We start from the raw sequence: 21,240 nt of genomic DNA on the forward strand, positions 1-21,240 counted from the left end.
GTGTGTGCGTCAGCGGGCGATGTGCAGGGCCACGGCGCTCTTGGCCGGGACGGTCAGCTGTGCCTTGCCGTCGTCGCCGACGGTGACCGTGTTGCCGGCGCAGTCGTCGGGGGCGGCCTTGATCACATTGCAGTACGTTCCGGCCGGCAGCGACGTCGCAAAGGTCTGACGCAGCTCAGCGTCGCCGTTGTTGAGCGCGACAAAGCCCGCCTTCCCGCGCCCGAAGGCGATCGCACTGCCGCCGTTGTCCCACCAGTGCGTCAGCTCCGCGGAGCCCACCGCGTTGCGGAAGCCCACCATCCCGGTGATCTCCCGCTTGGCGTGCTCGTCGGTCCAGCCCTCGCTGCCGCTCGGCGGGCCCGCGTCCTTGTCGGACCAGGTGTAGCCGGAGTAGACGTTCGGTGAGCCGTAGGGCGAGGCCAGCATGAAGACGTTGGCGAGGGTGTAGGCCGCGCCGTCCTTGTAGGTGAGCGTCGAGCCGTTGCGCTCGGTGTCCCAGTTGTCGACGAACGTACGGGCCCGGTCGCCGCCGAGCTTGCCGTCCGCGATGGACTTCAGCTGGGCGAGGTTGCCGCCCTGGAAGGCGCTCTTGAGGTGGCTGCCGTAGCGGAATTCGTCGACATCGCCGGTGCCGGTGTACTCCTCGGGGCGGACCGCCTCGCCGTCGCCGTAGATGACCTCCTGCACCCAGTAACCGGGGTCGCGCATCTTGCCCTTGATGGCGGCGAGGTCGGTGGCGGAGACGTGCTTGGCGGCGTCGATCCGGAAGCCGTCCACACCCAACGACCGTAGCTCGTCGAGGTACTTGGCGATCGTGGTGCGGACGTACTCACTGCCGGTGTCCAGGTCGGCGAGGCCGACGAGTTCGCAGTTCTGTACGTCGTCGCGGTTGGTGTAGTCGGAGATGCTCTTACGGCAGCCGTGGAAGTCCTGGTTCTGGTAGGAGCCGGGGTAGTCGTACTTGGTGTACCGCGTGCCGCCGGTGCCGGTTCCGGGTCCGGCCGCCATGTGGTTGATGACGGCGTCGGCGAGAACCTTGACGCCGGCACCGTGGCAGGCGCTGACCATCTTGGCGAACGCGGTCCGGTCGCCCAGGCGCCCGGCGATCTTGTAGCTGACGGGCTGGTACGAGGTCCACCACTGGTCGCCCTTGATGTGCTCGGAGGCGGGCGAGACCTCGACATAGCCATAGCCGGCCGGACCCAGCTGCGAGGTGCAGGCCTTGGCGACGTCCGCGTACTTCCGCTCGAACATCGTGGCGGTGACGGTCTTTTCGCCGGGCGGGGTGGCCTCGGAGGACCACGGCGCGAAGGTGGCGAGGGCGGCCGCGGCCAGTACTCCGGCCAGCGCCCCGCCCAGCGCACGGGAACGTTGCTGCATTGTGCGGCTCCTTCATCATGGGGCGCGGGTTTCCCGCTCCACGCCCACGAGAGCAGCCACGCGCCAGGCCGCCATGGGGGGATTTCCGTACGGAGCCTGCCGTTCATCTCGTGAACACGTCAACCCCTTCCGCAAGGCTTTTCAGCGACTTGCGAAAGATGCTGCCGGGGAGGGCGTCCGTCTTGCCGCACCATGCTGCCGGTAGCGCATGTATGCGACGAAGAGTCCAAGCTTGCCGTCACAAGAGTCCAATCGGCCCTCTTGTGCCTCCGGCCCTCGGCCGACAGGGTCCTGACCGAGGTTCACGTATGCCCCGGCGCACCACCGCTCCCCTGGAGGACCGATGAACGAGGCACCATCACCGAACCACGACCCCAACGAAGCGGGCCCCAGCCGCCGTTCGGTCCTGTGGACCGCCGGTGCGGCGGGCGCCGGCCTGGGGCTGGGCGGCCTGACGGCAGGTCAGGCAGCGGCCGCCACGCCCGGCGCGGCAGGCTCCGAGGCGGCCGCCGCCGCGACCCCGGCAGCCAAGGGAAAGACCATGATCGGGGTGCCGTTCGAGCAGCGCTCCACCGTACGCGTCGCCATCGTCGGCCTCGGAAACCGCGGCGGCAGCATGATCGACCTCTTTCTCGCGGTGCCGGGCGTACGCGTCGTCGCACTGTGCGACCCGGTGAAGGAGAAGACCGCCAGGGCCGCCAAGAAGGTCACCGGCGCGGGACAGCCCGCCCCCGCCGTGTACGCCAACGGCGACCATGACTTCGAGAACCTCTGCAAGCGCGGCGACCTCGACTTCGTGTACGTGGCCACGCCCTGGGACTGGCACTTCGAGATGGCGAAGACGGCCATGCTCAACGGCAAGCACGTGGGCGTCGAATGCCCCCTCGCGCTGCGTCTGGAGCAGCTGTGGGAGCTGGTCGACCTCTCCGAGCGGACCCGCAGACACTGCATGCAGCTGGAGAACTGCTGTTACGGCAGGAACGAGCTGCGGGTGCTGCGGATGGCGCACGCCGGCCTGTTCGGCGAGCTGCTGCACGGCGCCGGCGCCTACAACCACGATCTGCGCGGCCTGATGTTCGACCCCAAGTACTACGAGGGGCCCTGGCGCCGGCTGTGGCACACCCGGCTGCGCGGCGACCTCTACCCCAACCACGGGTTCGGGCCGGTCGCCAACTACATGGACATCAACCGCGGCGACCGCGCCGTCCGCATCTCCAGCTTCGGCACCCCCGCCCTCGGTCTCGCCGCGTACCGCAAGGAACATATGCCGCCGGGCGACCCCAGCTGGAAGGAGTCGTACATCGAGAGCGACCGGACGATCAGCCTGGTACAGACCGCCAAGGGGCGGGTGATCCGGCTGGAGCACGATGTCTCCACCCCGCACCCCTACAGCCGCATCAACAGCCTCGGCGGCACCAAGGGCCTCTTCGAGGACTATCCCGAGCGGATCTACCTCGAACCGGACCAGAGCAACGACGAGTGGGGCGACTTCGGCAAGTACGCGGAGTGGGACCACTGGCTCTGGAAGGAGCACGCCAACCCGCCCGGCGGGCACGGCGGTATGGACTACATGCTGGTCTTCCGGCTGATGCAGTGCATGCGGCTGGGCCTGGTACCGGACTTCGACGTCTATGACGGGGCGACATGGACGGCGCCGGTGCCCCTGAGCGACCGCTCGATCAAGGCGAAGGGCGCGCCCCAGGAGATCCCGGACTTCACCCGCGGACTCTGGAAGAAGGCCCGCCCGGGGATGGATTCCGAGAAACCGGAGTAGCGGCGCGCAGCGCCTCGCGCGGCCCGGCGGGTGACACGCCCGCCGGGCCGGGCCGTACACCAGGTGCCGGAGCCGGTCACGGGGCCACCTTCATCGCGTCCCTCGGTCGGGCGCGTCCCTTCCCCGTTTCCGCGCGCCACTCCCGGCGCGGCGCCCCCCGTGTACGGTCCTCAGGCCGCCAGGTGCGCCTTGTCCCCCATGACCACCACCGGGTGCCGCGCCGGATCGAGGGCACGCAGCAACGTCTGCATGGCGGCCTTCGACACACTCACACAGGCCGACGTCCCGCTGCCGTGGTCCAGGTGCAGCCAGACCCCACCGCCCTTGGACTGCCCCTGGGGGCGGGTCGGATCGAGCGGTGAGGTACCCGTGACCCGGTTGTAGTTGATCGCGACGACGTAATCGAAGTCATGGCGGGTGTTCTTGGCCCAGTACGACGGCGGAGTGAACGCCGAGGAGTGCGTATAGGGCAGCTTGGCACCGGGGTCCGCGAGCACCCCGCCCGCATCGGTCAGCCTGAACACTCCCACGGGGCTCCGCTTGTCGCCCTCGTGGTGGTCCGTCGTCCAGCCGCGCCGCCCGTTGTGCCCGGCCCAACTGGCCTTCTGGTCCCAGCCCTTGGCGTTCTTCTCGTACAGGACGACGGTGGCGTCCGCGGAGTCCGCGCCCTTGCCGTAGACCGCCACGACCTGCCGCGAGCCGGCAGGGATCCGCGAGCGCAGGGCGGTGCCGATCCCGGGGATGTGCTTGAGGTGGGTCGTCGCCGAGGACCCCCGGGCCGGACCGCCCGGGCGCTCCCCCTTGCCCGCCCCGTCGTCCTTGCCGTCCCCGCCGCGGCCGCCCACACCGCCGCCGCAGCCCGCCAGGACGACCAGGCCCGCGGCGGCCACCGCCGCCATCCGCACCGCACTGCCCGCTGTTCGCATACCCCCATGGTCGCACCGCCGCCCTGACGCCCGTTCAGCACCCGCCCGACGCGCACCGCCCCCCACACGATTGTCCGAATCGCGCGGCCGCAGCGGAAAAACCGTTTGAAATCAGACCAGCGCACGGGCCAATCTTCCAGGACTCTCGCCGGCAACGAGACCGGCACGAGGGGCATTCCGCCTGCCGGGACGGCGCCGCCCCCGCCGACCACCACCCACCACGACTTCGCTGGGACCTCATGCATATCCGCGACCTTCCGCACCCCGACCCCGGCGTCCCGGACGTCCGCACGGGCGGCACCTTCCTCCTCTGGCTCTACAAACAGCAGCTCGGCGGGCAACTCAAAGCCCTGCTCTGGGGGCTGGTGAACTTCGGCGCCATCGCCTCCTTCCCACTCCCGGTGGGCCTCGCCGTCCAGGCCGTGGTGGACCGCGACGGCGGGCGGCTCGCACTGTCCGGCGGTCTGATCGTGGTGCTGGGCTCCCTGATCGCGCTGGGCGGCACCATGCTGCACCGCGCCGCCGTCACCAACTGGATCACCGCCGTCGCCCGCATGCAGCAGTTGCTCGCCCGCAAGACCAGCGAGCTGGGCTCCGCCATGACCCGGCGCGTGGCAGCCGGCGAGATCGTCACCGTCAGCACCGGCGACCTGGAGAAGATCGGCTGGTTCGTCGAGTCGGTCTCCCGGTTCGGGGCGGCGGCGGTCACCGCGGTGGCGGTCTCCGTCGCCCTGCTCGTCCGCCAGCCTCAGCTCGGTGTCCTGGTCGCCCTCGGCGTGCCCGTCCTGGCGCTGGCCGTACTGCCGCTGCTGCCGCCGGCCACCCGGCGCGCCGACGCCCAGCGCGAGAAGGCCGGCCGGGCCACCGAGCTGGCCTCCGACACCGTTGCCGGACTGCGCGTACTGCGTGGCATCGGCGGTGAGGAGCTCTTCCTCGGCCGCTACCGCAGCGCCTCCCAGGAGGTGCGCCGGGCCGCCGTCCGCAGCGCCCGGATGTGGTCGCTGATCTCGGCCGTCCAGGTCGTACTGCCGGGCCTGCTGCTGATCGCGGTGGTCTGGTACGGCGCCCGGCTCGCCCTCGACGGCACGGTCGCCGTGGGCGAACTCGTCGCCATCTACAGCGCGGTCACCTTCCTCCTCTTCCCGCTCCGCCACTTCGAGGAGATCGCCCAGGCCTTCTCCTTCGCCAGGCCGTCGGCGAAGCGCACCGCCCGCGTACTGGCGCAGCACCGGCCGGCCGACGGCCGGAACACCGGCCAGAGGACCCAGGGAACACCGCCGACCGGCGATCTGCACGACCCGCAGAGCGGCCTGACCGCCCCCACGGGCAGGCTGACCGCGGTGGTCTGCGGTGACCCCGATGCCGCCGGCCGCCTCGCCGAACGCCTCGGCGGCCACCCGCCGCACACAGACGGCGAGGACGGCGACGAGGCCACCCAGCTCTCCGTCACCCTCGGCGGCACCCCGCTCGACGACCTACCGCGCGACACCGCCCGCCGGGCCGTACTCGTCCAGGACAAGGACCCCATGCTGCTCTCCGGCACGTTGGGCGAACTGCTCGACGTCCCGTCCTCCGGGCGCGTACCGGCAGCGGAGGCGCTGACCGCGGCCCAGTGCGAGGACGTCCTCACCGCGCTGGCCCAGGCCTCCGTCGACGACTCCGGCAACCCCATGCACACCCACATCACCGAACGCGGCCGGTCACTGTCCGGCGGCCAGCGACAGCGGCTGGCCCTGGCCAGATCCCTGGTCACCGACCCGGAGGTGCTGGTCCTCGACGAGCCGACGAGCGCCGTCGACGCCCACACCGAGGCCCGGATCGCCGACGGCCTACGACGGATCAGGACCGGCCGCACCACGGTCGTCCTCACCTCCAGCCCGCTCCTGCTGGACCGCGCCGACCAGGTCGCCTTCCTCCACGAGGGCAAGGTCGTCGCCACGGCCACCCACCGCGTACTGCTGCACACCGACCCCGCCTACCGCGCCGTCGTCACCCGCGAGACGGAGCCGGCACCGGCGCTGCCCGCCGGCCCGGCCAACCGGACCGACGGAAGGGACGAGACCTACGGAAGGGACGAGACCGTCGGGGGGACCGGACCGACGGAATGAACGGGACCGACGGAAGTAAGCGGTCCGACGGAATGAACCGGGGCGACGGAATGCACCGGGGCGAACGAATCGAGGAGACCGCATGATCGGCCTGGCGCCGCCGGAGCACGATCCGGACGCCCCGCAGACCCTGACCACACTGCCGGTCGGCTCACCGGCGACCGTACGCCGCTACGTCGGCGGCCTGATCCGCCGTCACCGCCGCGCCTTCACGGTGCTCGTCACCGTGAACGCCGCCGCGGTCATCGCCTCCATGGCGGGCCCGTACCTGCTCGGCGGAGTCGTCGAACGGCTGGCCGCCGGCGCACACCACCTCCAACTCGGGCGCACCATCGCGCTGTTCACCGTTGCCCTGGCCCTCCAGACGGTCTTCGTCCGGATGGTCCGGCTGCGCGGAGCGATGCTCGGCGAACGCATGCTGGCGGATCTGCGCGAGGACTTCCTCGTACGGTCCGTCGCCCTGCCGCCCGGCGTCCTGGAACGGGCCGGCACCGGCGATCTGCTGTCCCGGATCACCACCGACATCGACCGGCTCTCCAGCGCGATGCGCGAGGCCGTACCGCAGCTGTCGATCGGCGTGGTGTGGATCGGCCTGCTCCTCGGCGGGCTGACGGTCACCGCGCCGCCGCTCGCGCTCTCCGTGCTGATCGCACTGCCCCTGCTGGTCATCGGCTGCCGCTGGTACTTCAAGCGGGCGCCGAGCGCCTACCGTTCGGAGGCCGCCGGATACGCCTCGGTCTCCGCCGTACTCACCGAATCCGTCGACGCCGGCCGCACCATCGAGGCCCATCGCCTGGGCCCGCGCCGTATCGCCCTCTCGGAGCAGCGCATCAGGGCCTGGACCCAGTGGGAGCGCTACACCCTCTACCTCCGCTCGGTGCTCTTCCCCGTCGTCGACCTGACGCATGTGGTGCTTCTGGGCGCGGTGCTGCTCCTCGGCGGCACGTTCGTCATGCAGGGCTGGCTCGGCCCGGGCCAATTGACGACGGGGGCGCTGCTCGCGCAGATGATGATCGAGCCGGTCGGCATGATCCTGCGCTGGTACGACGAGCTTCAGGTGGCCCAGGTGTCCATCGCCCGGCTCGTCGGTGTGCGGGAGATCGAACCGGAAGCCGGCGACGCGGAGCGGGCTCCTGACGGCCGTGAGGTACACGCCGACGCGGTGACCTTCGGCTACCACGCCGACGTCGACGTACTGCGCGATGTCTCACTGCGGATCCGCCCCGGCAGCCGGCTGGCGCTGGTCGGACCGTCCGGCGCGGGCAAATCCACCCTGGGCCGGCTGCTGGCCGGTATCTACGGCCCCCGTACGGGCACCGTCACCCTGGGCGGGGCCGAGCTCTCCGCGATGCCGGCCGAGCGGGTTCGCGAGCAGGTGGCGCTGGTCAACCAGGAACACCATGTCTTCGTGGGCTCACTCCGCGACAACGTCCAGCTCGCCCGTACGGGAGCGGCCGACGCCGAACTCTGGGCAGCGCTCGCCGCGGTGGACGCCGACGCCTGGGCCCGGGCCCTGGACGACGGTCTGGACACCGAGGTCGGCTCGGGCGGCCACGCCCTGACTCCGGCCCAGGCCCAACAGATCGCGCTGGCCCGTCTGGTACTCGCCGATCCCCACACCCTGGTCCTCGACGAGGCAACGTCCTTGCTCGACCCCCGCGCGGCCCGCCACCTGGAACGCTCGCTGGGCAAGGTCCTGGACGGCCGCACCGTCGTGGCCATCGCCCACCGCCTGCACACCGCCCACGACGCCGACGTCATCGCCGTCGTCCAGGACGGCCGCATCAGCGAACTGGGCAACCACGACGAACTGGTCGCAGCGGACGGCGCCTACGCGGCATTGTGGCGCTCGTGGCATGGATGAGCCCGGGGGACACGGGCTACGGATTGAGGTACGGGTCCGGCACGGATTAGGCACAGTGAGGCACAGGTGAGGCACGGGCAAGGGGGCCGGGGCAGGAGGTAGGGGCGGAGGGGTAGAAGCAGGGCGGACAACCCGCCCGGTCCACCCCACCCTGTCCATCCCAGCCGGTCAATCCCAGCTGATCCATCCCATCCGGTCCATCCCGGCTGGTCCATCCCAGCCGGTCCATCCGACCGGCCCGACCCCGCCTCCGCCCGGCCAACCGGCCATGCCTCCGCGTGCCGTCAGATTCGCCCTCCGCCGGTCGCCGCCCGCGGTCAGATGTAGTTGAGCGCTCCCAGACCGCTGAGCCCGCCCAACAGCATGAACACCGGCATCAGCACCTTCAGTTCCACCCAGCTGCCGGCCTTGAACCGCATGGCCTTGGGCGGACCGACCGGGTACCAGCGCTTCCGGCCTACCGGGATGGGCCACAGAACGGGGCAGCCCGAGACGGTCAGCGCATCGCCGATGTCATGGACCAGCGCGCCCAGCACGATCGGCAGACCCAACCAGAGGTACTGCTGACCCGGTTCCGTGAACAGCCAGTGCGCGCCGTTGCCCGGCTGGTCGAGGATGCCGGCCAGGATCCAGGCCGAGGCGGCACCCAGCAGCCACACCAGCACATCGCTGGAGACCCGTGCTGCCCGCCACAACAGCCCCTCGATGGCGAGCACCATGTGGACGAAGAGAATGGCGAGCACCGCCCAGCGTCCGCCCTGCATGGCCAGCAGCGACATCCCACCGCCGACGAGTACGGCCCACACCCAGGTGTGGGTGAGCGTGCGGTGCCCACCGGAACGGTTCGAGTCACCGCGCATCTTGGTCGCCTTGTACACCGCATGCGAAATGTTGTCGACGACTTCGCACAGCATCCGCGACAGCGGTCCGAACGCCCGCGAGATGGTCGCGGACTTGTGGTCGAGGTCCGGGGCGAGCGCCGCACCGGCGCAGATCAGGGCCCCGCAGACGAGCACCGGCCAGGGCATCGGATGTCCGGCGGCAGCGACTGCCGCGCCCACCCCCAGCCAGGCCGCGGCCCCGGACAACGAGTGCGCCGGTCCCATCATGGTTGTACCCACCCCTAGTTCTTGCCTGGTTCTTGTGCTGCGTGCGCTCGTTGCCCGCGCTTCTGACGTGCGGTCGGCGACACAGCGTAGCGTCAGATGATCTCCGTACAAGGAGCGGGTAAGCAGCCACTCCCCCTGACCGCCCCAACCCCTCCCCGTGGAGGCGGACCTGACACAAGCCCGACACCCAACATCGGAGGGCCACCACCCCTCGATGCCGGTTCCCACCCCGGCCCGGGTTCCGGCCACGCCCCGCGTTCCGGCCCCGACCCGCTCCGTGGTCCCCGGCTCCCCTCCCCCTCCCCTCCCGCCCCACCGCGTCCTGCAACTCCGCGCCGTCTACCCAGCTCCGCCGGGCAGCCCCGCCACCCCCGCGCTACTGCTCCTGCCTCTCGTACGGCCCGCCTCTCTGCCTCCACCTCACCCCGCGCCCCCATCCCGAGCCCAGGCGTACCGGCCTTAGCCCCACCCTGGCCCACTCCCACCCCGTCCTCACTTCAGCCCGCCCCTGCCTCAGCCAGTCCCTACCTCTGCCTGACCCTCACCCCAGCGGGCCTCGGCCGCGCCCCACCGACCACCCCGCTCCGGTTCCAGCTATTCGGCTCCACAGCCCCACAGCCCCGCAACCAGGGCGGACCTCGCCTCCCCCCTCCCCCCTCCCCCCGACCGCCTGGCACTCTCCGCACTCCCCGTGATCTCTGCCACGTCCTGGTCGCATTACCGCAGTCGATAACCAGCGATAACAACGGTACGTACGCAATCCCATACGGACTGTGAGTGCGTCGAGAGGCTACCTCCCAGCCCCACAGCCGGGTGGAGGGCGCATGGGCTGCGCCCGGGTTGACGGTTTCGCCCGGCGGTGGCACCTGAGGCTGGGCAGGGGATGCGGCGCCTCCACCGTTGAGGCTGGCGTTTGTGCAGGTGAGGGTGGGGTGGACAGTTGACTGGTGGGTGGAATGGGTGGGTTTGGGGGGTGTGGGGGGCGAGGGGGGTGGGCTGTTGATCTTTGGTTGGTGGGGTTTTGGGTCGCCGGTTCTCTGATCCGGGCCGAAGGCAGGCAGTATGGGGGCGTGACCCTCATCGATCATCTGCCGAATGACGCCGACCCCGATGCCCTCTTCGAAGCCTTTTCGGGCTGGGCCGAGCAGCAGGGCATCTCGCTCTACCCTGCCCAGGAGGAGGCGCTGATCGAGGTGGTCTCGGGAGCGAACGTGATCCTGTCCACCCCCACCGGCTCCGGAAAGAGCATGGTGGCGGCCGGTGCGCACTTCACCGCTCTCGCCAATGACCAGGTCACCTTCTACACCGCGCCGATCAAGGCACTGGTGTCGGAGAAGTTCTTCGATCTGTGCAAGCTGTTCGGTACGGAGAACGTCGGCATGCTCACCGGTGATGCGTCGGTCAACGCCGATGCGCCGGTCATCTGCTGTACTGCCGAGGTTCTTGCCTCGATAGCGCTGCGGGACGGGAAGCACGCGGATATCGGCCAGGTCGTGATGGACGAGTTCCATTTCTATGCCGAGCCGGACCGCGGCTGGGCCTGGCAGATTCCGCTGCTGGAGCTGCCGCAGGCGCAGTTCGTTCTGATGTCGGCGACGCTCGGCGATATGTCGCGCTTCGAGGAGGATCTGACCCGGCGTACGGGGAAGCCGACCTCGGTGGTGCGGTCGGCGACGCGGCCGGTGCCGTTGTCGTACGAGTACCGGACCACTCCGATGACGGAGACGCTGACCGAGCTGCTGGAGACCCGCCAGTCGCCGGTGTACATCGTGCACTTCACTCAGGCCGCCGCCGTGGAGCGGGCGCAGGCGCTGATGAGTATCAATATGTGTACGCGTGCCGAGAAGGACGAGATCGCGCAGCTGATCGGGAACTTCCGGTTCACCACCAAGTTCGGCCGGAATCTGTCGCGGTATGTCCGCCATGGCATCGGCGTGCACCATGCCGGCATGCTGCCGAAGTACCGCAGGCTGGTGGAGAAACTGGCGCAGGCCGGTCTGCTGAAGGTGATCTGCGGTACGGACACGCTTGGCGTCGGGGTCAACGTTCCTATCCGCACGGTGTTGTTCACCGCGCTGACCAAGTACGACGGGTCGCGGGTGCGCACGCTGCGGGCGCGGGAGTTCCATCAGATCGCGGGCCGGGCCGGCCGGGCCGGTTTTGATACGGCGGGGTTTGTGGTCGCGCAGGCTCCTGAGCATGTCGTGGAGAACGAGAAGGCGTTGGCCAAGGCCGGCGACGATCCGAAGAAGCGGCGCAAGGTGGTGCGTAAGAAAGCGCCGGAGGGCTTCGTCAATTGGGGTGAGAACACCTTCGAGAAGCTGATCGCTTCGGATCCGGAGCCGTTGACGTCGCGTTTCCGGGTGACGCACGCGATGCTGCTGTCGGTGATCGCCCGGCCGGGCAATGCCTTCGAGGCGATGCGCAAGCTGCTCGAGGACAATCATGAGCCGCGCAAGAATCAGCTCCGGCACATCCGGCGGGCCATTGCGATCTACCGGTCGCTGGTGGACGGCGGCATCGTGGAGCGGTTGGCGGAGCCGGATGCCGAGCGCCGGATCGTCCGGCTGACGGTGGATCTTCAGCAGGACTTTGCGCTCAATCAGCCGTTGTCGACGTTCGCGCTGGCGGCGTTCGATCTGCTCGACCCCGAGTCGCCGTCCTATGCGCTGGACATGGTCTCGGTGGTGGAGTCCACACTGGACGATCCTCGGCAGATCCTGGCCGCGCAGCAGAACAAGGCGCGGGGCGAGGCGGTCGCCCAGATGAAGGCCGACGGCGTCGAGTACGAAGACCGTATGGAACGGCTCATGGACGTCGAGTACCCCAAGCCGCTGGAGGAGTTGCTCTTCCACGCCTACGGGCTGTACCGCAAGAGCCACCCGTGGGTCGGTGACCATCCGCTGTCGCCGAAGTCGGTCATCCGCGATATGTACGAACGCGCCATGACGTTCACGGAGTTCACGTCCTTCTACGAGCTGGCGCGTACCGAAGGCATCGTTCTGCGTTACCTGGCGAGTGCGTTCAAGGCGCTGGACCACACCGTGCCGGACGATCTGAAGTCGGAGGACTTCCAGGACATCATCGCCTGGCTGGGTGAGATGGTGCGGCAGGTCGACTCCAGTCTGCTGGACGAGTGGGAGCAGCTCGCCAATCCCGAGGTGGAGACGGCGGAGCAGGCGCAGGAGCGGGCCGATCAGGTCCGGCCGGTCACGGCGAACTCCCGGGCGTTCCGGGTGCTGGTGCGCAATGCGATGTTCCGGCGGGTGGAGCTGGCGGCGCTGGACAAGGTCGAGGAACTCGGCGAGATGGATGCCGAGTCCGGCTGGGACGCGGATGCGTGGGGTGAGGCGATGGACGCCTACTGGGACGAGTACGAGGAGCTGGGCACCGGCCCGGACGCGCGCGGGCCGAAGCTGTTGCAGATTCAGGAGGATGCCGAGCACGGGCTGTGGAAGGTGCGGCAGACTTTCGCCGACCCGAATGGTGATCACGACTGGGGCATCTCCGCGGAGGTGGATCTTGCCGCCTCCGACGAGGAGGGGCGTGCGGTGGTGCGGGTCACGGATGTGGGTCAGCTGTAAGGCGACGGCTTCGCCCGAGGCCGTCGAGGGATGCGACGGAGGGCCACCGGTCATGAGCAATCCTGCGGAGAGGCTGGTCGATCTGCTGGATCTTGAGCAGATCGAGGTGAACATCTTCCGGGGCCGCAGCCCGCTGGAGAGTCTCCAGCGGGTCTTCGGCGGGCAGGTCGCTGGGCAGGCGCTGGTGGCGGCCGGGCGGACCACGGATGGTGACCGCCCGGTCCACTCGCTCCATGCGTACTTTCTGCGGCCGGGCCGGCCCGGGGTGCCGATCGTGTACCAGGTCGAGCGGGTGCGGGACGGGCGTTCCTTCACGACGCGGCGGGTGGTCGCCGTCCAGGAGGGGCGCACGATTTTCAATCTGACCGCTTCCTTTCACAAGCCGGAGCCCGGCTTTGAACATCAGTTGCCGATGCGTCGGGTGGTGCCCGACCCGGAGGATCTTCCGAAGGTCACGGAGGAGATCCGTGAGCATCTGGGCGGGCTGCCCGAGGCGCTGGAGAGGATGGCGCGGCGGCAGCCGTTCGACATCCGGTATGTCGACCGGTTGCGGTGGACGCCGGAGGAGGTCGAGGGTGCGGAGCCGCGCAGTGCGGTGTGGATGCGTGCGGTCGGGCCCTTGGGGGACGATCCGCTCGTCCATACCTGTGCGCTGACGTACGCCAGCGATATGACGCTGTTGGACGCCGTGCGCATCCCGGTCGAACCGCTCTGGGGGCCGCGTGGCTTCGACATGGCGTCGCTGGACCATGCGATGTGGTTCCACCGGCCGTTCCGCGCGGACGAGTGGTTCCTCTATGACCAGGAGTCGCCGATCGCCACCGGTGGTCGGGGCCTGGCCCGTGGGCGGATCTACGACCGGGAGGGCAGGCTGTTGGTTTCGGTGGTCCAGGAGGGCCTGTTCAGGAAGCTGGGTGGCTGACCCGGGCGGCGGGTGGTGGCCATGGCGGCGGCCGGTGTGCGGAGTCGTCCCGGTTCTTCGCTGCGGGCCCTTTCCAGGGCGCGGGCGAGGTTGACGCGGTACCACATCACTTCGTCGAACTCATCGGCCGTCAGGACCCGTTCGAAGGATTCCCGGGCCGCCGGGGTGGCGGTGATCACCGTGGCGAGGGTGGGCCTGAGCCGGCGGAGCAGGGTCCGCTCCAGTGGGTTGCCGGCCACGGAGGCCAGTTCCTCGGGTGGCAGTACGGCGGCGAGCACGGCTGCCGATTCCCAGGGGTCGTCGGTCTGTCCCATGAGCCGGGCGACCCTGCGGCTGCGCCATTGGCGTGCTCGCCAGTCCTGTCCGCCTTCGAGCATCACCCGCATCGCGGCGGGGGTGTTGCCGCGCATCAGGCCGGGTTCGCGGTCGGCGAAGTCGGTGACTTCTGCGGCGAGGTAGAGCCAGACCACCGCGCCGTAGCGGTTCACATAGAACCGGACGGGGCCGAAGCAGCCGGCTCGGGTCAGCCGCAGGACGCGGCCCGGTCCGATGCCCATCAGCGCGGCGGCTTCGGTGGTGCTGACCGTGCGGAGGCGCTCGCGGAGCGCGTCCGGGAAGCCCGGCTCGGCCTGGAGCCGGGCGATCTCCTCCGCCGGGACCCGACGCCGGCCGAGTGCTCCGGTGCCGCCCGGCCGGCCGTCGGCGCCGGCCGGGACCGTTCGTACCTCTCCGAGCTGGGTCGCGAGCTCGAACTCGCCGCTCCTCAGCTCCAGTTCATGGGCCGCGCGGCCCATTGCGAGCGTCTGCTGCCCGTCGCACATCACTGTCATGTCGTTCCCCCACGACTCGGTCGATCACTGACAGTGACGACTGTAGCCGCAGTCAATGACAGTGCGTCAACCTCGGCCTCCGACCTGTGGATAACTCTCCGGCTGCCGCGCCGCGACGCCCAGGTGCTCCCCCACCCGATTGACCAACAGCGTCATTTCGTAGGCGATCTGCCCCATGTCCGCGTCGGCACCGGCCAGTACGCACAGACAGCTTCCGTCGCCCGCCGCCGTCACGAACAGCATCCCGTCGTCGAACTCGATCATGGTCTGGCGTACCCGCCCGACACGGAAGTGGAGCCCCGATCCCTTCGCGAGGCTGTGCAGTCCCGAGGCGACCGCCGCCAGATGCTCGGCGTCCTCCCGCCCCAGCCCCTCGCTCGCGCCGGTCACCAGCCCGTCGTTGGAGAGCACCAGCGCGTGCCGTACCTTCTCCACCCGTTTGGTCAGGTCGTCCAGCAGCCAGTCGAGTCCGCTGCTCAATGCCATTGCCGCTTCCTCCCCGTGTCCCCGTCCGCACGCTCGGCCGGACGGCAGTCCGCGGTCCGTCCGCAGACCGCCGTGCCAGCCTGTCCCACCTCCGCCGTCTCGGCAAGCGGCCCTGCGGGCCCGGCGTGCCACAGGGTGCATGTTCGTGCCGCCCGGAGAGGATGCGGCCATGGCACACAAGATGACCAAGGACGAGTGGCAGCGCTTCCTTTCCGAGGGCACCCGCACCGGCAAGCTGGCGACGGTGCGGGCCGACGGCAGTCCGCACATCGCCCCGGTGTGGTTCCTCATGGACGGCGAGGAGCTGGTGTTCAACACGGGTGCGGAGACCGTCAAGGGCCGTAATCTCGCGCGCGACGGCCGGGTGGCGCTGTGCGTCGACGACGAGCGGCCGCCGTACAGCTTCGTCGTCGTACAGGGGTCTGCGGAGATCAGCGACGAGCTGGCGGACGTACGCCACTGGGCGGCCAGGATCGCGGCGCGCTATATGGGCGAGGACCGCGCGGAGGAGTACGGCGCCCGTAACGGCGTGCCGGGCGAGGTGGTGGTACGGGTCAAGGTCGACAAGGCGGTCGCCCTCGCGGACGTCGCGGACTGACGGGGTGCGTGGCGCGGCCCCGTCAGGTGTCCGCGCCACGTCCGGCCCGGTCTCATCCCACCGAGTCCAGCACCCTGGCGGAGTGCCGGCGCCCGGCGTGTTCGACGAGCCGGACCAGTACTTCCTTGCCCGAGTCGCGGTCTCTCGCGTCACAGAGCACGACCGGGGTTCCGCGGTCCAGGTCCAGCGCGCGGGCCACCTCGTCGGCCCCGTAGGACCGTGACTCGGCGAAGCAGTTGACGGCCACGAGGAAGGGGATCGCGCGGCGCTCGAAGTAGTCGACCGCGGGGAAGCAGTCCTGGAGGCGCCGGGTGTCGGCGAGCACCACGGCGCCCAGCGCGCCCTCGGACAGGTCGTCCCACAGGAACCAGAAGCGGTCCTGTCCCGGGGTGCCGAAGAGGTAGAGGGAGAGTCCCTGCCTGATGGTGATCCGGCCGAAATCCATCGCCACGGTGGTGGTGGCCTTCCGGTCCACTCCGCCGGTGTCGTCCACCCGCTCGCCCGCCTCGGTGAGGCCTTCCTCGGTGCGCAGCGGGCGGATCTCACTGACGGAGCCCACCAGGGTCGTCTTGCCCACGCCGAAGCCGCCCGCGACTAAGATTTTCAGGGCCAGTTCGGGGTCGGGGTCCGGGGCTGCGCCGTCCGGGGCCCCTAGTGCGGCGTTCATCGGCCGTCTCCTTCAGGATGCGTGTCCTGCGCGTAGCGGGGTGTGCGGATGCATGGCTCGACGGAGGGAGCCTTCGGCGGCAGAGCGCCGTCCGAATCCATGGCGAGGACCGTACCGTCCGCTCCTCGGGATTTCCCCGGATTTGCCAAAGCCGCTAGCTGTTCCGATCAAGGGGCCCACCGAGCTCGGCATTCGTGATAATTGGCCATCCGTACGGGTGTTCCCCGGATCCGGGGTCCGTGCGGGATCATGTGCCCATGACGCAGCAGCAGGCGCGGGAGCGGCAGGGGCCGCCCGCCGGGGCGAACACCTCGGTGGGTGCCGTGGAGCGCAACGGCATCAACGCGGTGCCGGAGTCCGAGCGGCACGGCTCTCCCCGGTCCCTGTTCTGGCCGTGGGCCGCCTCGGGGCTGTCGCTGCTGTGCATCGCCTACGGGATCTATCTGACCGGTCTCGGGCTCAGCCCCTGGCAGGCGATCGTCACCGGAGCCCTCGGCTATGTGCTCTCGTTCCTTCTGGTGGGTCTGATAGCGGTGGCCGGGGCGCGTACGGGCGCACCCACCATGGTCATCGGACGGGCCTCGTTCGGCCACCAGGGCAACAAGCTGCCCACTTTGTTCAGTTATGTCTCCAACGTCGGCTGGGAGACCGTGCTGGTCGCGCTGTCCTCCCTGGGCGGTGCGGCGGTCCTGGCGCGGGTGGCGCCCAGCGTCTTCGCGCGGCCCGACGGGCGGACGCCGACCACGGCGGCGCAGGCGCTGTGCTTCGCGGTGACCGCGGTCGCGGTGGTGGTCGTCGGGGTCTTCGGGCATGCGCTGATCATGAAGGTGCAGAAGTACCTGACCGCGGCGATCACCGCGATGACCGTGGTGTACATGGTGCTGATGGCCGGCCGTATCGATCCGTCCGCCCTTGCGAGCGGCCGCTCCGGCGGCCTCGGCACCTGCATCGGCGGTGTGGTGTTCGCGATGACGCTCCTGGGGCTGGGGTGGGTCAACTGCGGTGCGGACTACAGCCGTTATCTGCCGCGGACGAGCAGCGGGCGGGCGATCACCGGGTGGACCACGCTGGGCGGGGTGCTGCCCCCGTTGGTGCTGCTGGTCTTCGGGGTGCTGCTGAATGCCGGTGACCCCGAGCTCGCCGGGGCGGCGGCCGCCGACCCCGTAGGGGCCCTTGCCGCGCAGCTGCCGACCTGGTTCCTGGTGCCGTATCTCCTCACCGCCATCGGGGGCTTCGCCTCCGGGGCGATCATGGACATCTACAGCTCGGGCATGTCGATGCTGGCCCTGGGCCTCCCCGTGCGCCGGCATCTGGCGGTCCTGGTGGACGGGGCGTTGATGGCCGTCGGGGGCTGGTACCTGCTGTTCGTCTCGCCCAGTTTCTTCGCCACCTTCCAGGCGTTCCTGTCCGTCATCGGGGTGGCGATGGCAGCCTGGACGGCGGTGTTCCTGGTGGAGCAGTGGCGCCGCCGGCGGACCGGCTCCACTCTGCTGACCGCGCCGGCCCGGAGCTGGCCGGCGGTGTGCTCGCTCGTCGCCGCGACCGTCGTCGGACTGGGCCTGATCACTTCCGCCGACCCCCATATCGCCGGGGCGGTGGGTTTTCTGCTCACCGACAGCGCCGCCCGGGGCACGCTGGGCGCCATGAACCTCGGTGTCGTGGTGGCCCTGGCCGTCGCCGGTGTCCTCTACGCCTGTACTGCCGCCCTCGCTGACCGCACCGCCTCCGAAGGAGCCCGATGACCGACCACCTTGCACACCGGCCGTCCGAGGTCCGGGAGTTCTTCGCGGCGCGCGCCGCCGACTGGGACACCAAGTTCCCCGACGACGGCCCCGCCTATGCCGCGGGCGTCGCCGCCCTGGGCCTCCAGGAGGGCGACCGGGTCCTGGACGCCGGCTGCGGTACGGGACGGGCGCTGCCCGCGCTGGATGCGGCCGTGGGGGCGCGGGGGACGGTGCTGGGCGCCGATCTGACGCCCGAGATGCTGCGGGCCGCGGTACGGGCCGGACGGGGGCGGCACGGGGCGCTGCTGCTCGCCGATGTGACCCGGCTGCCGCTGCCCGGCGCCGCGCTGGACGCGGTCTTCGCCGCCGGTCTGCTCTCCCATCTGCCGGACGCGGCGGGCGGGTTGACCGAACTGGCCCGGGTCGTGCGCCCCGGTGGCCGGCTCGCTCTCTTCCACCCCATCGGGCGGGCGGCCCTCGCCGCGCGCAAGGGCCGCCAGATCACCCCCGACGACCTCCGGGCGGAGCCGCATCTGCGGCCCCTACTGGCCGGCTGCGGCTGGCAGCTGACCCGTTACGAGGACGAGGACGCCCGCTATCTGGCGCTGGCGGTCCGCCGGGGGTGAGCCGCCGCCCGCCGGGCCCCGGGGTCAGGAGGCCACCGGGCCGTCCCCGTGCGGGACCGGGCACGTGCCCGTACGGCGGGAGGCGGGGAAGGTACCGAGTTCGGCCACCCGGAACCCGTCGGGGTAGCCCTTGATCTCGGGATTCTGGCGGGCGTAGTGCGGGGTGCGGCGGGGCGGCATCAGGCGGACGGCCCTGGCGCGCAGTTTCAGTGCACCGCGCACGGCCTTGTGGACCACCGGTTTGGGCCGGTCGTAACGGAAGGCCTCCAGCAGCGTGTCGTCCAGGAGGGCCTTGCTGGCACCGCGCACCAGTGGAGCGAGCGGGCCGTACCAGCCCGCCATCAGGTCCAAGGTGGCGTCCGAGACCCGTCGGGCGTTCTCGTCCCAGCCGAAGTGCGCCGCCTCGTAGGAGTCGAGGCACTGCTCGAAGTCCTCATAGGTCTGCGGGAGTTCGGTGATGCCCATATGGCGGCCGAGGGTGCGGTAGTACGCGGCGACGGCGGCCTGTTCGTGGGCGGTCAGCCGCCGCCAGCCGTACTCGTCGAGCCAGCGTTTGGGCGTCACCACGAAGGTGCACAGGACATAGCGCATGTCCTCGTTGCTGATGTCGTAGCTGCGGTGCATCTGGTTGATACGGCGGATGGCCGTGCGGCCGTCCTCGCCGTCGAAGCCGTGCTCCACGACGGCGTCGAGCAGCAGGGCGGTGTCGTCATAGCGCTTCTGGGTACGGTCCGTCAGCTCGGCGGTCTCGGCGAGCAGTCGGCCGATGCTGGGCACGGCGTAGGTGCGGTAGAGCGCGAGCTCCAGGGCCCTGGTGATGTCCCAGGGGAATTCATGGGTGACGATGATGCGGTAGATCGCCAGGAAGTCGCGCTCCGGGTCGAGCCGCCGGATCTCCTTCAGCCAGTCGTAGCGCCGCACCTGACACCTGTCCCTTCGATCGCCGAAGGGGCAATTTTAGGGGTGCGAAAGGGAAGTGAAGGAGGGTGACGGGCGCCAGATCGGGCGGGCGCATGGCCGGAATCAGCCGGTGGGATCCGCTGTGGCCAGCGCTTTCCTCACGGGCATGCCGGTGCGTTCGGCCAATGCCAGCCGCTCCTTGACCCCACGTGGGGTGCGCGGGCGGTAGCCCGGTCCCGTGCCGCAGCAGCCGCCGTGGAACGTCAGGCCCGCGCGCAGCACGGCTTCGAGGGCCCGCCAGCCAGCGGTGTCCCGCTTCTTGGGGACCGCCAGATCGGCGCCCGCGTCGATCAGCGCGCCGCGGCACTGCGGGCAGTGACCGGGCCCCTGGCCGCTGGGCGTCTTCTTCCAGGCGGTCCGGCAGCCCAGGCACACGAAGTGCATCCGGCGGCTGTAGAAACACATAGGCGCAGCGTAGGGCTGGTGACAAGGCCGTACCAAGGCAATTAAGGTGCGCCGACGTACTCCGCGACGGAATGGATAGGGAGGCCCGCGTGCCCACGACCGAGAGCGCCGACAACGACCAGTTGTTCGTGCTGACGGCGGTGCTGCTGACACCCGCGCAGTTCCCGAGCGTGCTCGGCGACGACTACCCCGAGGTGTGTGCGGGCCTGGGCCTCGAACCATACGCGGAGGGCTACGGGCTGGTCCTCGGTCAGGACGGCTCCGGCGCGCGCTGGACCGTGGCCACGGAGGATGTGACGCTGGTGGCCTGCGCGATCGCGGCCTGGGACTGCGGTATGGAGTACGACCTCTCGCCCGGGGAGGGCAGCATCGTCGCGGCGCTGCCCGGCTGGCCGCTGGCGCTGGCCGTCGCGGCGCCCGGTGTGCCGCAGCCGCACGATCCGGAGCCGCAGGAGGGCGATCCGGCGCCGCTGGCCCCGCCGGACGCCAGTGCGTGGGGGCCTGCCCAACGTCGGCTGGGCGCGGACGAGATCGCGTTGCAGTGGGCGGCGTGGCGCGAGCAGGTGGAGGACGGGGACGTCACGTTCGCCGAGCCGGGCGACGAGGCGCACGAGGGCGTGCGGCGGGTGCTGAAGGAGGCCCGTGGCTATGTGGCCGATCCGCCGCCGCCGGGCCGGGTGCGGTCGTCGTTCGCGGCCGGCGAGGCGCGCACGCTGCGGGTCGACGGGCCCGGGTGGAGCATGGTCGCGCGTACCGACGACATCGCGTTCGTGCTGCTGGACGAGGAGCCCGGCGAGGTGCATCCGGTGGGCCGGGGGCCCGAACTGCCCGGCCTGCTGTCGTCGCTCGACGCGCTGGCGGCGCGGCCGGTCTGAGCCGCCCCGCCGCCCGGCCCGGTCCCCGGCCCCGGCCTTCGTCGCAGGTCGGGGCCTGTCGGCTCAGCGGCCGAGCTGCTTGCGGCCGACCCGGCGAAGCCGGCGCCGCTGGGAGGAGTCCAGGGTCAGATACGCGACGGCCGGGACTCCGACCATGACCAGTACGGCCGCCCAGAAGGGCAGCAGCCACAGCAGGATCACTCCCACCGCGACGCCGCCGATCGCGACCTTCGCCTGTGTGGACATCCGTCACGCCCCTTCCGCGGCGCACGCCGCGCTCTGTGTACTCCATTGAACGCCAATTTCCGGCCGCAGGTTCCCGGTACCGGTTCCCGTCGGACGTTCCCTCGCAGCTGCCCGTCGTCCTGTACTCTCGGGCGCTCCAGGCGCCAGTAGTCAAAC

At 70.4% G+C, this 21,240-nt stretch carries 18 protein-coding genes; 9 read left to right on the plus strand and 9 right to left on the minus strand.

Annotation, left to right across the window (positions count from 1 at the left end):
- Positions 1-9: 9 nt before the first annotated feature.
- Positions 10-1,380 carry an alpha-amylase gene (locus ACZ55A_RS07015; protein WP_468835465.1) on the minus strand — a complete coding sequence of 457 codons (1,371 nt, stop codon included), beginning with the start codon at positions 1,378-1,380 and terminating at the stop codon, positions 10-12.
- Between the two features lie 343 nt (positions 1,381-1,723).
- On the opposite strand from ACZ55A_RS07015, the gene ACZ55A_RS07020 reads away from it, so the two are divergent.
- Entirely contained in the window at positions 1,724-3,154 is a 1,431-nt protein-coding gene (locus ACZ55A_RS07020; RefSeq protein WP_468835467.1) for a Gfo/Idh/MocA family protein, read from the plus strand.
- Positions 3,155-3,324: 170 nt separating this feature from the next.
- Here ACZ55A_RS07020 and ACZ55A_RS07025 read toward each other — a convergent pair whose 3' ends face one another.
- Positions 3,325-4,080 (minus strand): hypothetical protein, encoded by a 756-nt coding sequence (locus ACZ55A_RS07025; RefSeq protein ID WP_468835469.1) that lies wholly within the window; start codon positions 4,078-4,080, stop codon positions 3,325-3,327.
- 239 nt (positions 4,081-4,319) lie between these two features.
- Here ACZ55A_RS07025 and ACZ55A_RS07030 point away from each other — a divergent pair, with 239 nt between their 5' ends.
- Positions 4,320-6,188, plus strand: a complete 1,869-nt coding sequence (locus ACZ55A_RS07030) for an ABC transporter transmembrane domain-containing protein (protein ID WP_468835471.1) — start codon at positions 4,320-4,322, stop codon at positions 6,186-6,188.
- A gap of 82 nt (positions 6,189-6,270) precedes the next feature.
- Positions 6,271-8,052, plus strand: a complete 1,782-nt coding sequence (locus ACZ55A_RS07035) for an ABC transporter ATP-binding protein (RefSeq protein WP_468835473.1) — start codon at positions 6,271-6,273, stop codon at positions 8,050-8,052.
- A 317-nt stretch (positions 8,053-8,369) separates the two neighbouring features.
- Here the strand turns inward: ACZ55A_RS07035 and ACZ55A_RS07040 are convergent, their stop codons facing one another.
- Positions 8,370-9,161 carry a metal-dependent hydrolase gene (locus ACZ55A_RS07040; protein WP_468836587.1) on the minus strand — a complete coding sequence of 264 codons (792 nt, stop codon included), beginning with the start codon at positions 9,159-9,161 and terminating at the stop codon, positions 8,370-8,372.
- Between the two features lie 1,070 nt (positions 9,162-10,231).
- Here ACZ55A_RS07040 and ACZ55A_RS07045 point away from each other — a divergent pair.
- Positions 10,232-12,745 (plus strand): DEAD/DEAH box helicase, encoded by a 2,514-nt coding sequence (locus ACZ55A_RS07045; protein ID WP_468835475.1) that lies wholly within the window; start codon positions 10,232-10,234, stop codon positions 12,743-12,745.
- Between the two features lie 52 nt (positions 12,746-12,797).
- Positions 12,798-13,667, plus strand: coding sequence for an acyl-CoA thioesterase (locus ACZ55A_RS07050; RefSeq protein WP_468835477.1), 870 nt, complete (start codon positions 12,798-12,800; stop codon positions 13,665-13,667).
- Here the strand turns inward: ACZ55A_RS07050 and ACZ55A_RS07055 are convergent.
- Complete coding sequence (locus ACZ55A_RS07055; RefSeq protein ID WP_468835480.1) at positions 13,598-14,497, minus strand: DUF6397 family protein; 900 nt, start codon at positions 14,495-14,497, stop codon at positions 13,598-13,600. The two genes, ACZ55A_RS07050 and ACZ55A_RS07055, sit on opposite strands and share 70 nt — an antisense overlap.
- Before the next feature lie 66 nt (positions 14,498-14,563).
- On the minus strand, positions 14,564-14,983 hold the full coding sequence (locus ACZ55A_RS07060) for a roadblock/LC7 domain-containing protein (RefSeq protein ID WP_468835482.1): 420 nt from the start codon (positions 14,981-14,983) through the stop codon (positions 14,564-14,566).
- Positions 14,984-15,152: 169 nt separating this feature from the next.
- On the opposite strand from ACZ55A_RS07060, the gene ACZ55A_RS07065 reads away from it, so the two are divergent.
- Complete coding sequence (locus ACZ55A_RS07065; RefSeq protein ID WP_468835485.1) at positions 15,153-15,581, plus strand: PPOX class F420-dependent oxidoreductase; 429 nt, start codon at positions 15,153-15,155, stop codon at positions 15,579-15,581.
- A gap of 52 nt (positions 15,582-15,633) precedes the next feature.
- Here the strand turns inward: ACZ55A_RS07065 and ACZ55A_RS07070 are convergent, their stop codons facing one another.
- Positions 15,634-16,248, minus strand: a complete 615-nt coding sequence (locus tag ACZ55A_RS07070) for a GTP-binding protein (RefSeq protein ID WP_468835488.1) — start codon at positions 16,246-16,248, stop codon at positions 15,634-15,636.
- A gap of 257 nt (positions 16,249-16,505) precedes the next feature.
- On the opposite strand from ACZ55A_RS07070, the gene ACZ55A_RS07075 reads away from it, so the two are divergent.
- Both ACZ55A_RS07075 and ACZ55A_RS07080 read left to right on the plus strand, forming a co-directional pair.
- Positions 16,506-17,990 carry a purine-cytosine permease family protein gene (locus tag ACZ55A_RS07075; RefSeq protein ID WP_468835491.1) on the plus strand — a complete coding sequence of 495 codons (1,485 nt, stop codon included), beginning with the start codon at positions 16,506-16,508 and terminating at the stop codon, positions 17,988-17,990.
- A complete protein-coding gene (locus tag ACZ55A_RS07080; protein ID WP_468835493.1) occupies positions 17,987-18,598 on the plus strand; it encodes a class I SAM-dependent methyltransferase in 612 nt (203 codons plus the stop codon). Before ACZ55A_RS07075 ends, ACZ55A_RS07080 begins: the two co-directional genes overlap by 4 nt.
- Positions 18,599-18,622: 24 nt before the next feature.
- Here the strand turns inward: ACZ55A_RS07080 and ACZ55A_RS07085 are convergent, their stop codons facing one another.
- Positions 18,623-19,519 carry an oxygenase MpaB family protein gene (locus ACZ55A_RS07085; RefSeq protein WP_468835495.1) on the minus strand — a complete coding sequence of 299 codons (897 nt, stop codon included), beginning with the start codon at positions 19,517-19,519 and terminating at the stop codon, positions 18,623-18,625.
- A 102-nt stretch (positions 19,520-19,621) separates the two neighbouring features.
- Positions 19,622-19,963, minus strand: coding sequence for a hypothetical protein (locus ACZ55A_RS07090; protein WP_468835497.1), 342 nt, complete (start codon positions 19,961-19,963; stop codon positions 19,622-19,624).
- Between the two features lie 89 nt (positions 19,964-20,052).
- Between ACZ55A_RS07090 and ACZ55A_RS07095 the strand changes: the two genes are divergently transcribed.
- Positions 20,053-20,838, plus strand: coding sequence for a hypothetical protein (locus tag ACZ55A_RS07095; RefSeq protein WP_468835499.1), 786 nt, complete (start codon positions 20,053-20,055; stop codon positions 20,836-20,838).
- A gap of 63 nt (positions 20,839-20,901) precedes the next feature.
- Here the strand turns inward: ACZ55A_RS07095 and ACZ55A_RS07100 are convergent, their stop codons facing one another.
- Entirely contained in the window at positions 20,902-21,084 is a 183-nt protein-coding gene (locus tag ACZ55A_RS07100; RefSeq protein WP_384429271.1) for a hypothetical protein, read from the minus strand.
- Between the last annotated feature and the right edge of the window lie 156 nt (positions 21,085-21,240).

Source organism: Streptomyces sp. NPDC034111 (assembly GCF_055575375.1).

What these genes read in the sequence shown, in the direction of transcription:
- ACZ55A_RS07030 (WP_468835471.1), top strand. Translation starts at nt 4,320, where the DNA reads ATGCATATCCGCGACCTTCCGCACCCCGACCCCGGCGTCCCGGACGTC.
- ACZ55A_RS07060 (WP_468835482.1), bottom strand. Translation starts at nt 14,983, where the DNA reads ATGGCATTGAGCAGCGGACTCGACTGGCTGCTGGACGACCTGACCAAA.
- ACZ55A_RS07100 (WP_384429271.1), bottom strand. Translation starts at nt 21,084, where the DNA reads ATGTCCACACAGGCGAAGGTCGCGATCGGCGGCGTCGCGGTGGGAGTG.
- ACZ55A_RS07040 (WP_468836587.1), bottom strand. Translation starts at nt 9,161, where the DNA reads ATGATGGGACCGGCGCACTCGTTGTCCGGGGCCGCGGCCTGGCTGGGG.
- ACZ55A_RS07065 (WP_468835485.1), top strand. Translation starts at nt 15,153, where the DNA reads ATGGCACACAAGATGACCAAGGACGAGTGGCAGCGCTTCCTTTCCGAG.
- ACZ55A_RS07025 (WP_468835469.1), bottom strand. Translation starts at nt 4,080, where the DNA reads ATGCGAACAGCGGGCAGTGCGGTGCGGATGGCGGCGGTGGCCGCCGCG.
- ACZ55A_RS07020 (WP_468835467.1), top strand. Translation starts at nt 1,724, where the DNA reads ATGAACGAGGCACCATCACCGAACCACGACCCCAACGAAGCGGGCCCC.
- ACZ55A_RS07070 (WP_468835488.1), bottom strand. Translation starts at nt 16,248, where the DNA reads ATGAACGCCGCACTAGGGGCCCCGGACGGCGCAGCCCCGGACCCCGAC.
- ACZ55A_RS07015 (WP_468835465.1), bottom strand. Translation starts at nt 1,380, where the DNA reads ATGCAGCAACGTTCCCGTGCGCTGGGCGGGGCGCTGGCCGGAGTACTG.
- ACZ55A_RS07035 (WP_468835473.1), top strand. Translation starts at nt 6,271, where the DNA reads ATGATCGGCCTGGCGCCGCCGGAGCACGATCCGGACGCCCCGCAGACC.
- ACZ55A_RS07080 (WP_468835493.1), top strand. Translation starts at nt 17,987, where the DNA reads ATGACCGACCACCTTGCACACCGGCCGTCCGAGGTCCGGGAGTTCTTC.
- ACZ55A_RS07055 (WP_468835480.1), bottom strand. Translation starts at nt 14,497, where the DNA reads ATGACAGTGATGTGCGACGGGCAGCAGACGCTCGCAATGGGCCGCGCG.
- ACZ55A_RS07090 (WP_468835497.1), bottom strand. Translation starts at nt 19,963, where the DNA reads ATGTGTTTCTACAGCCGCCGGATGCACTTCGTGTGCCTGGGCTGCCGG.
- ACZ55A_RS07075 (WP_468835491.1), top strand. Translation starts at nt 16,506, where the DNA reads ATGACGCAGCAGCAGGCGCGGGAGCGGCAGGGGCCGCCCGCCGGGGCG.
- ACZ55A_RS07050 (WP_468835477.1), top strand. Translation starts at nt 12,798, where the DNA reads ATGAGCAATCCTGCGGAGAGGCTGGTCGATCTGCTGGATCTTGAGCAG.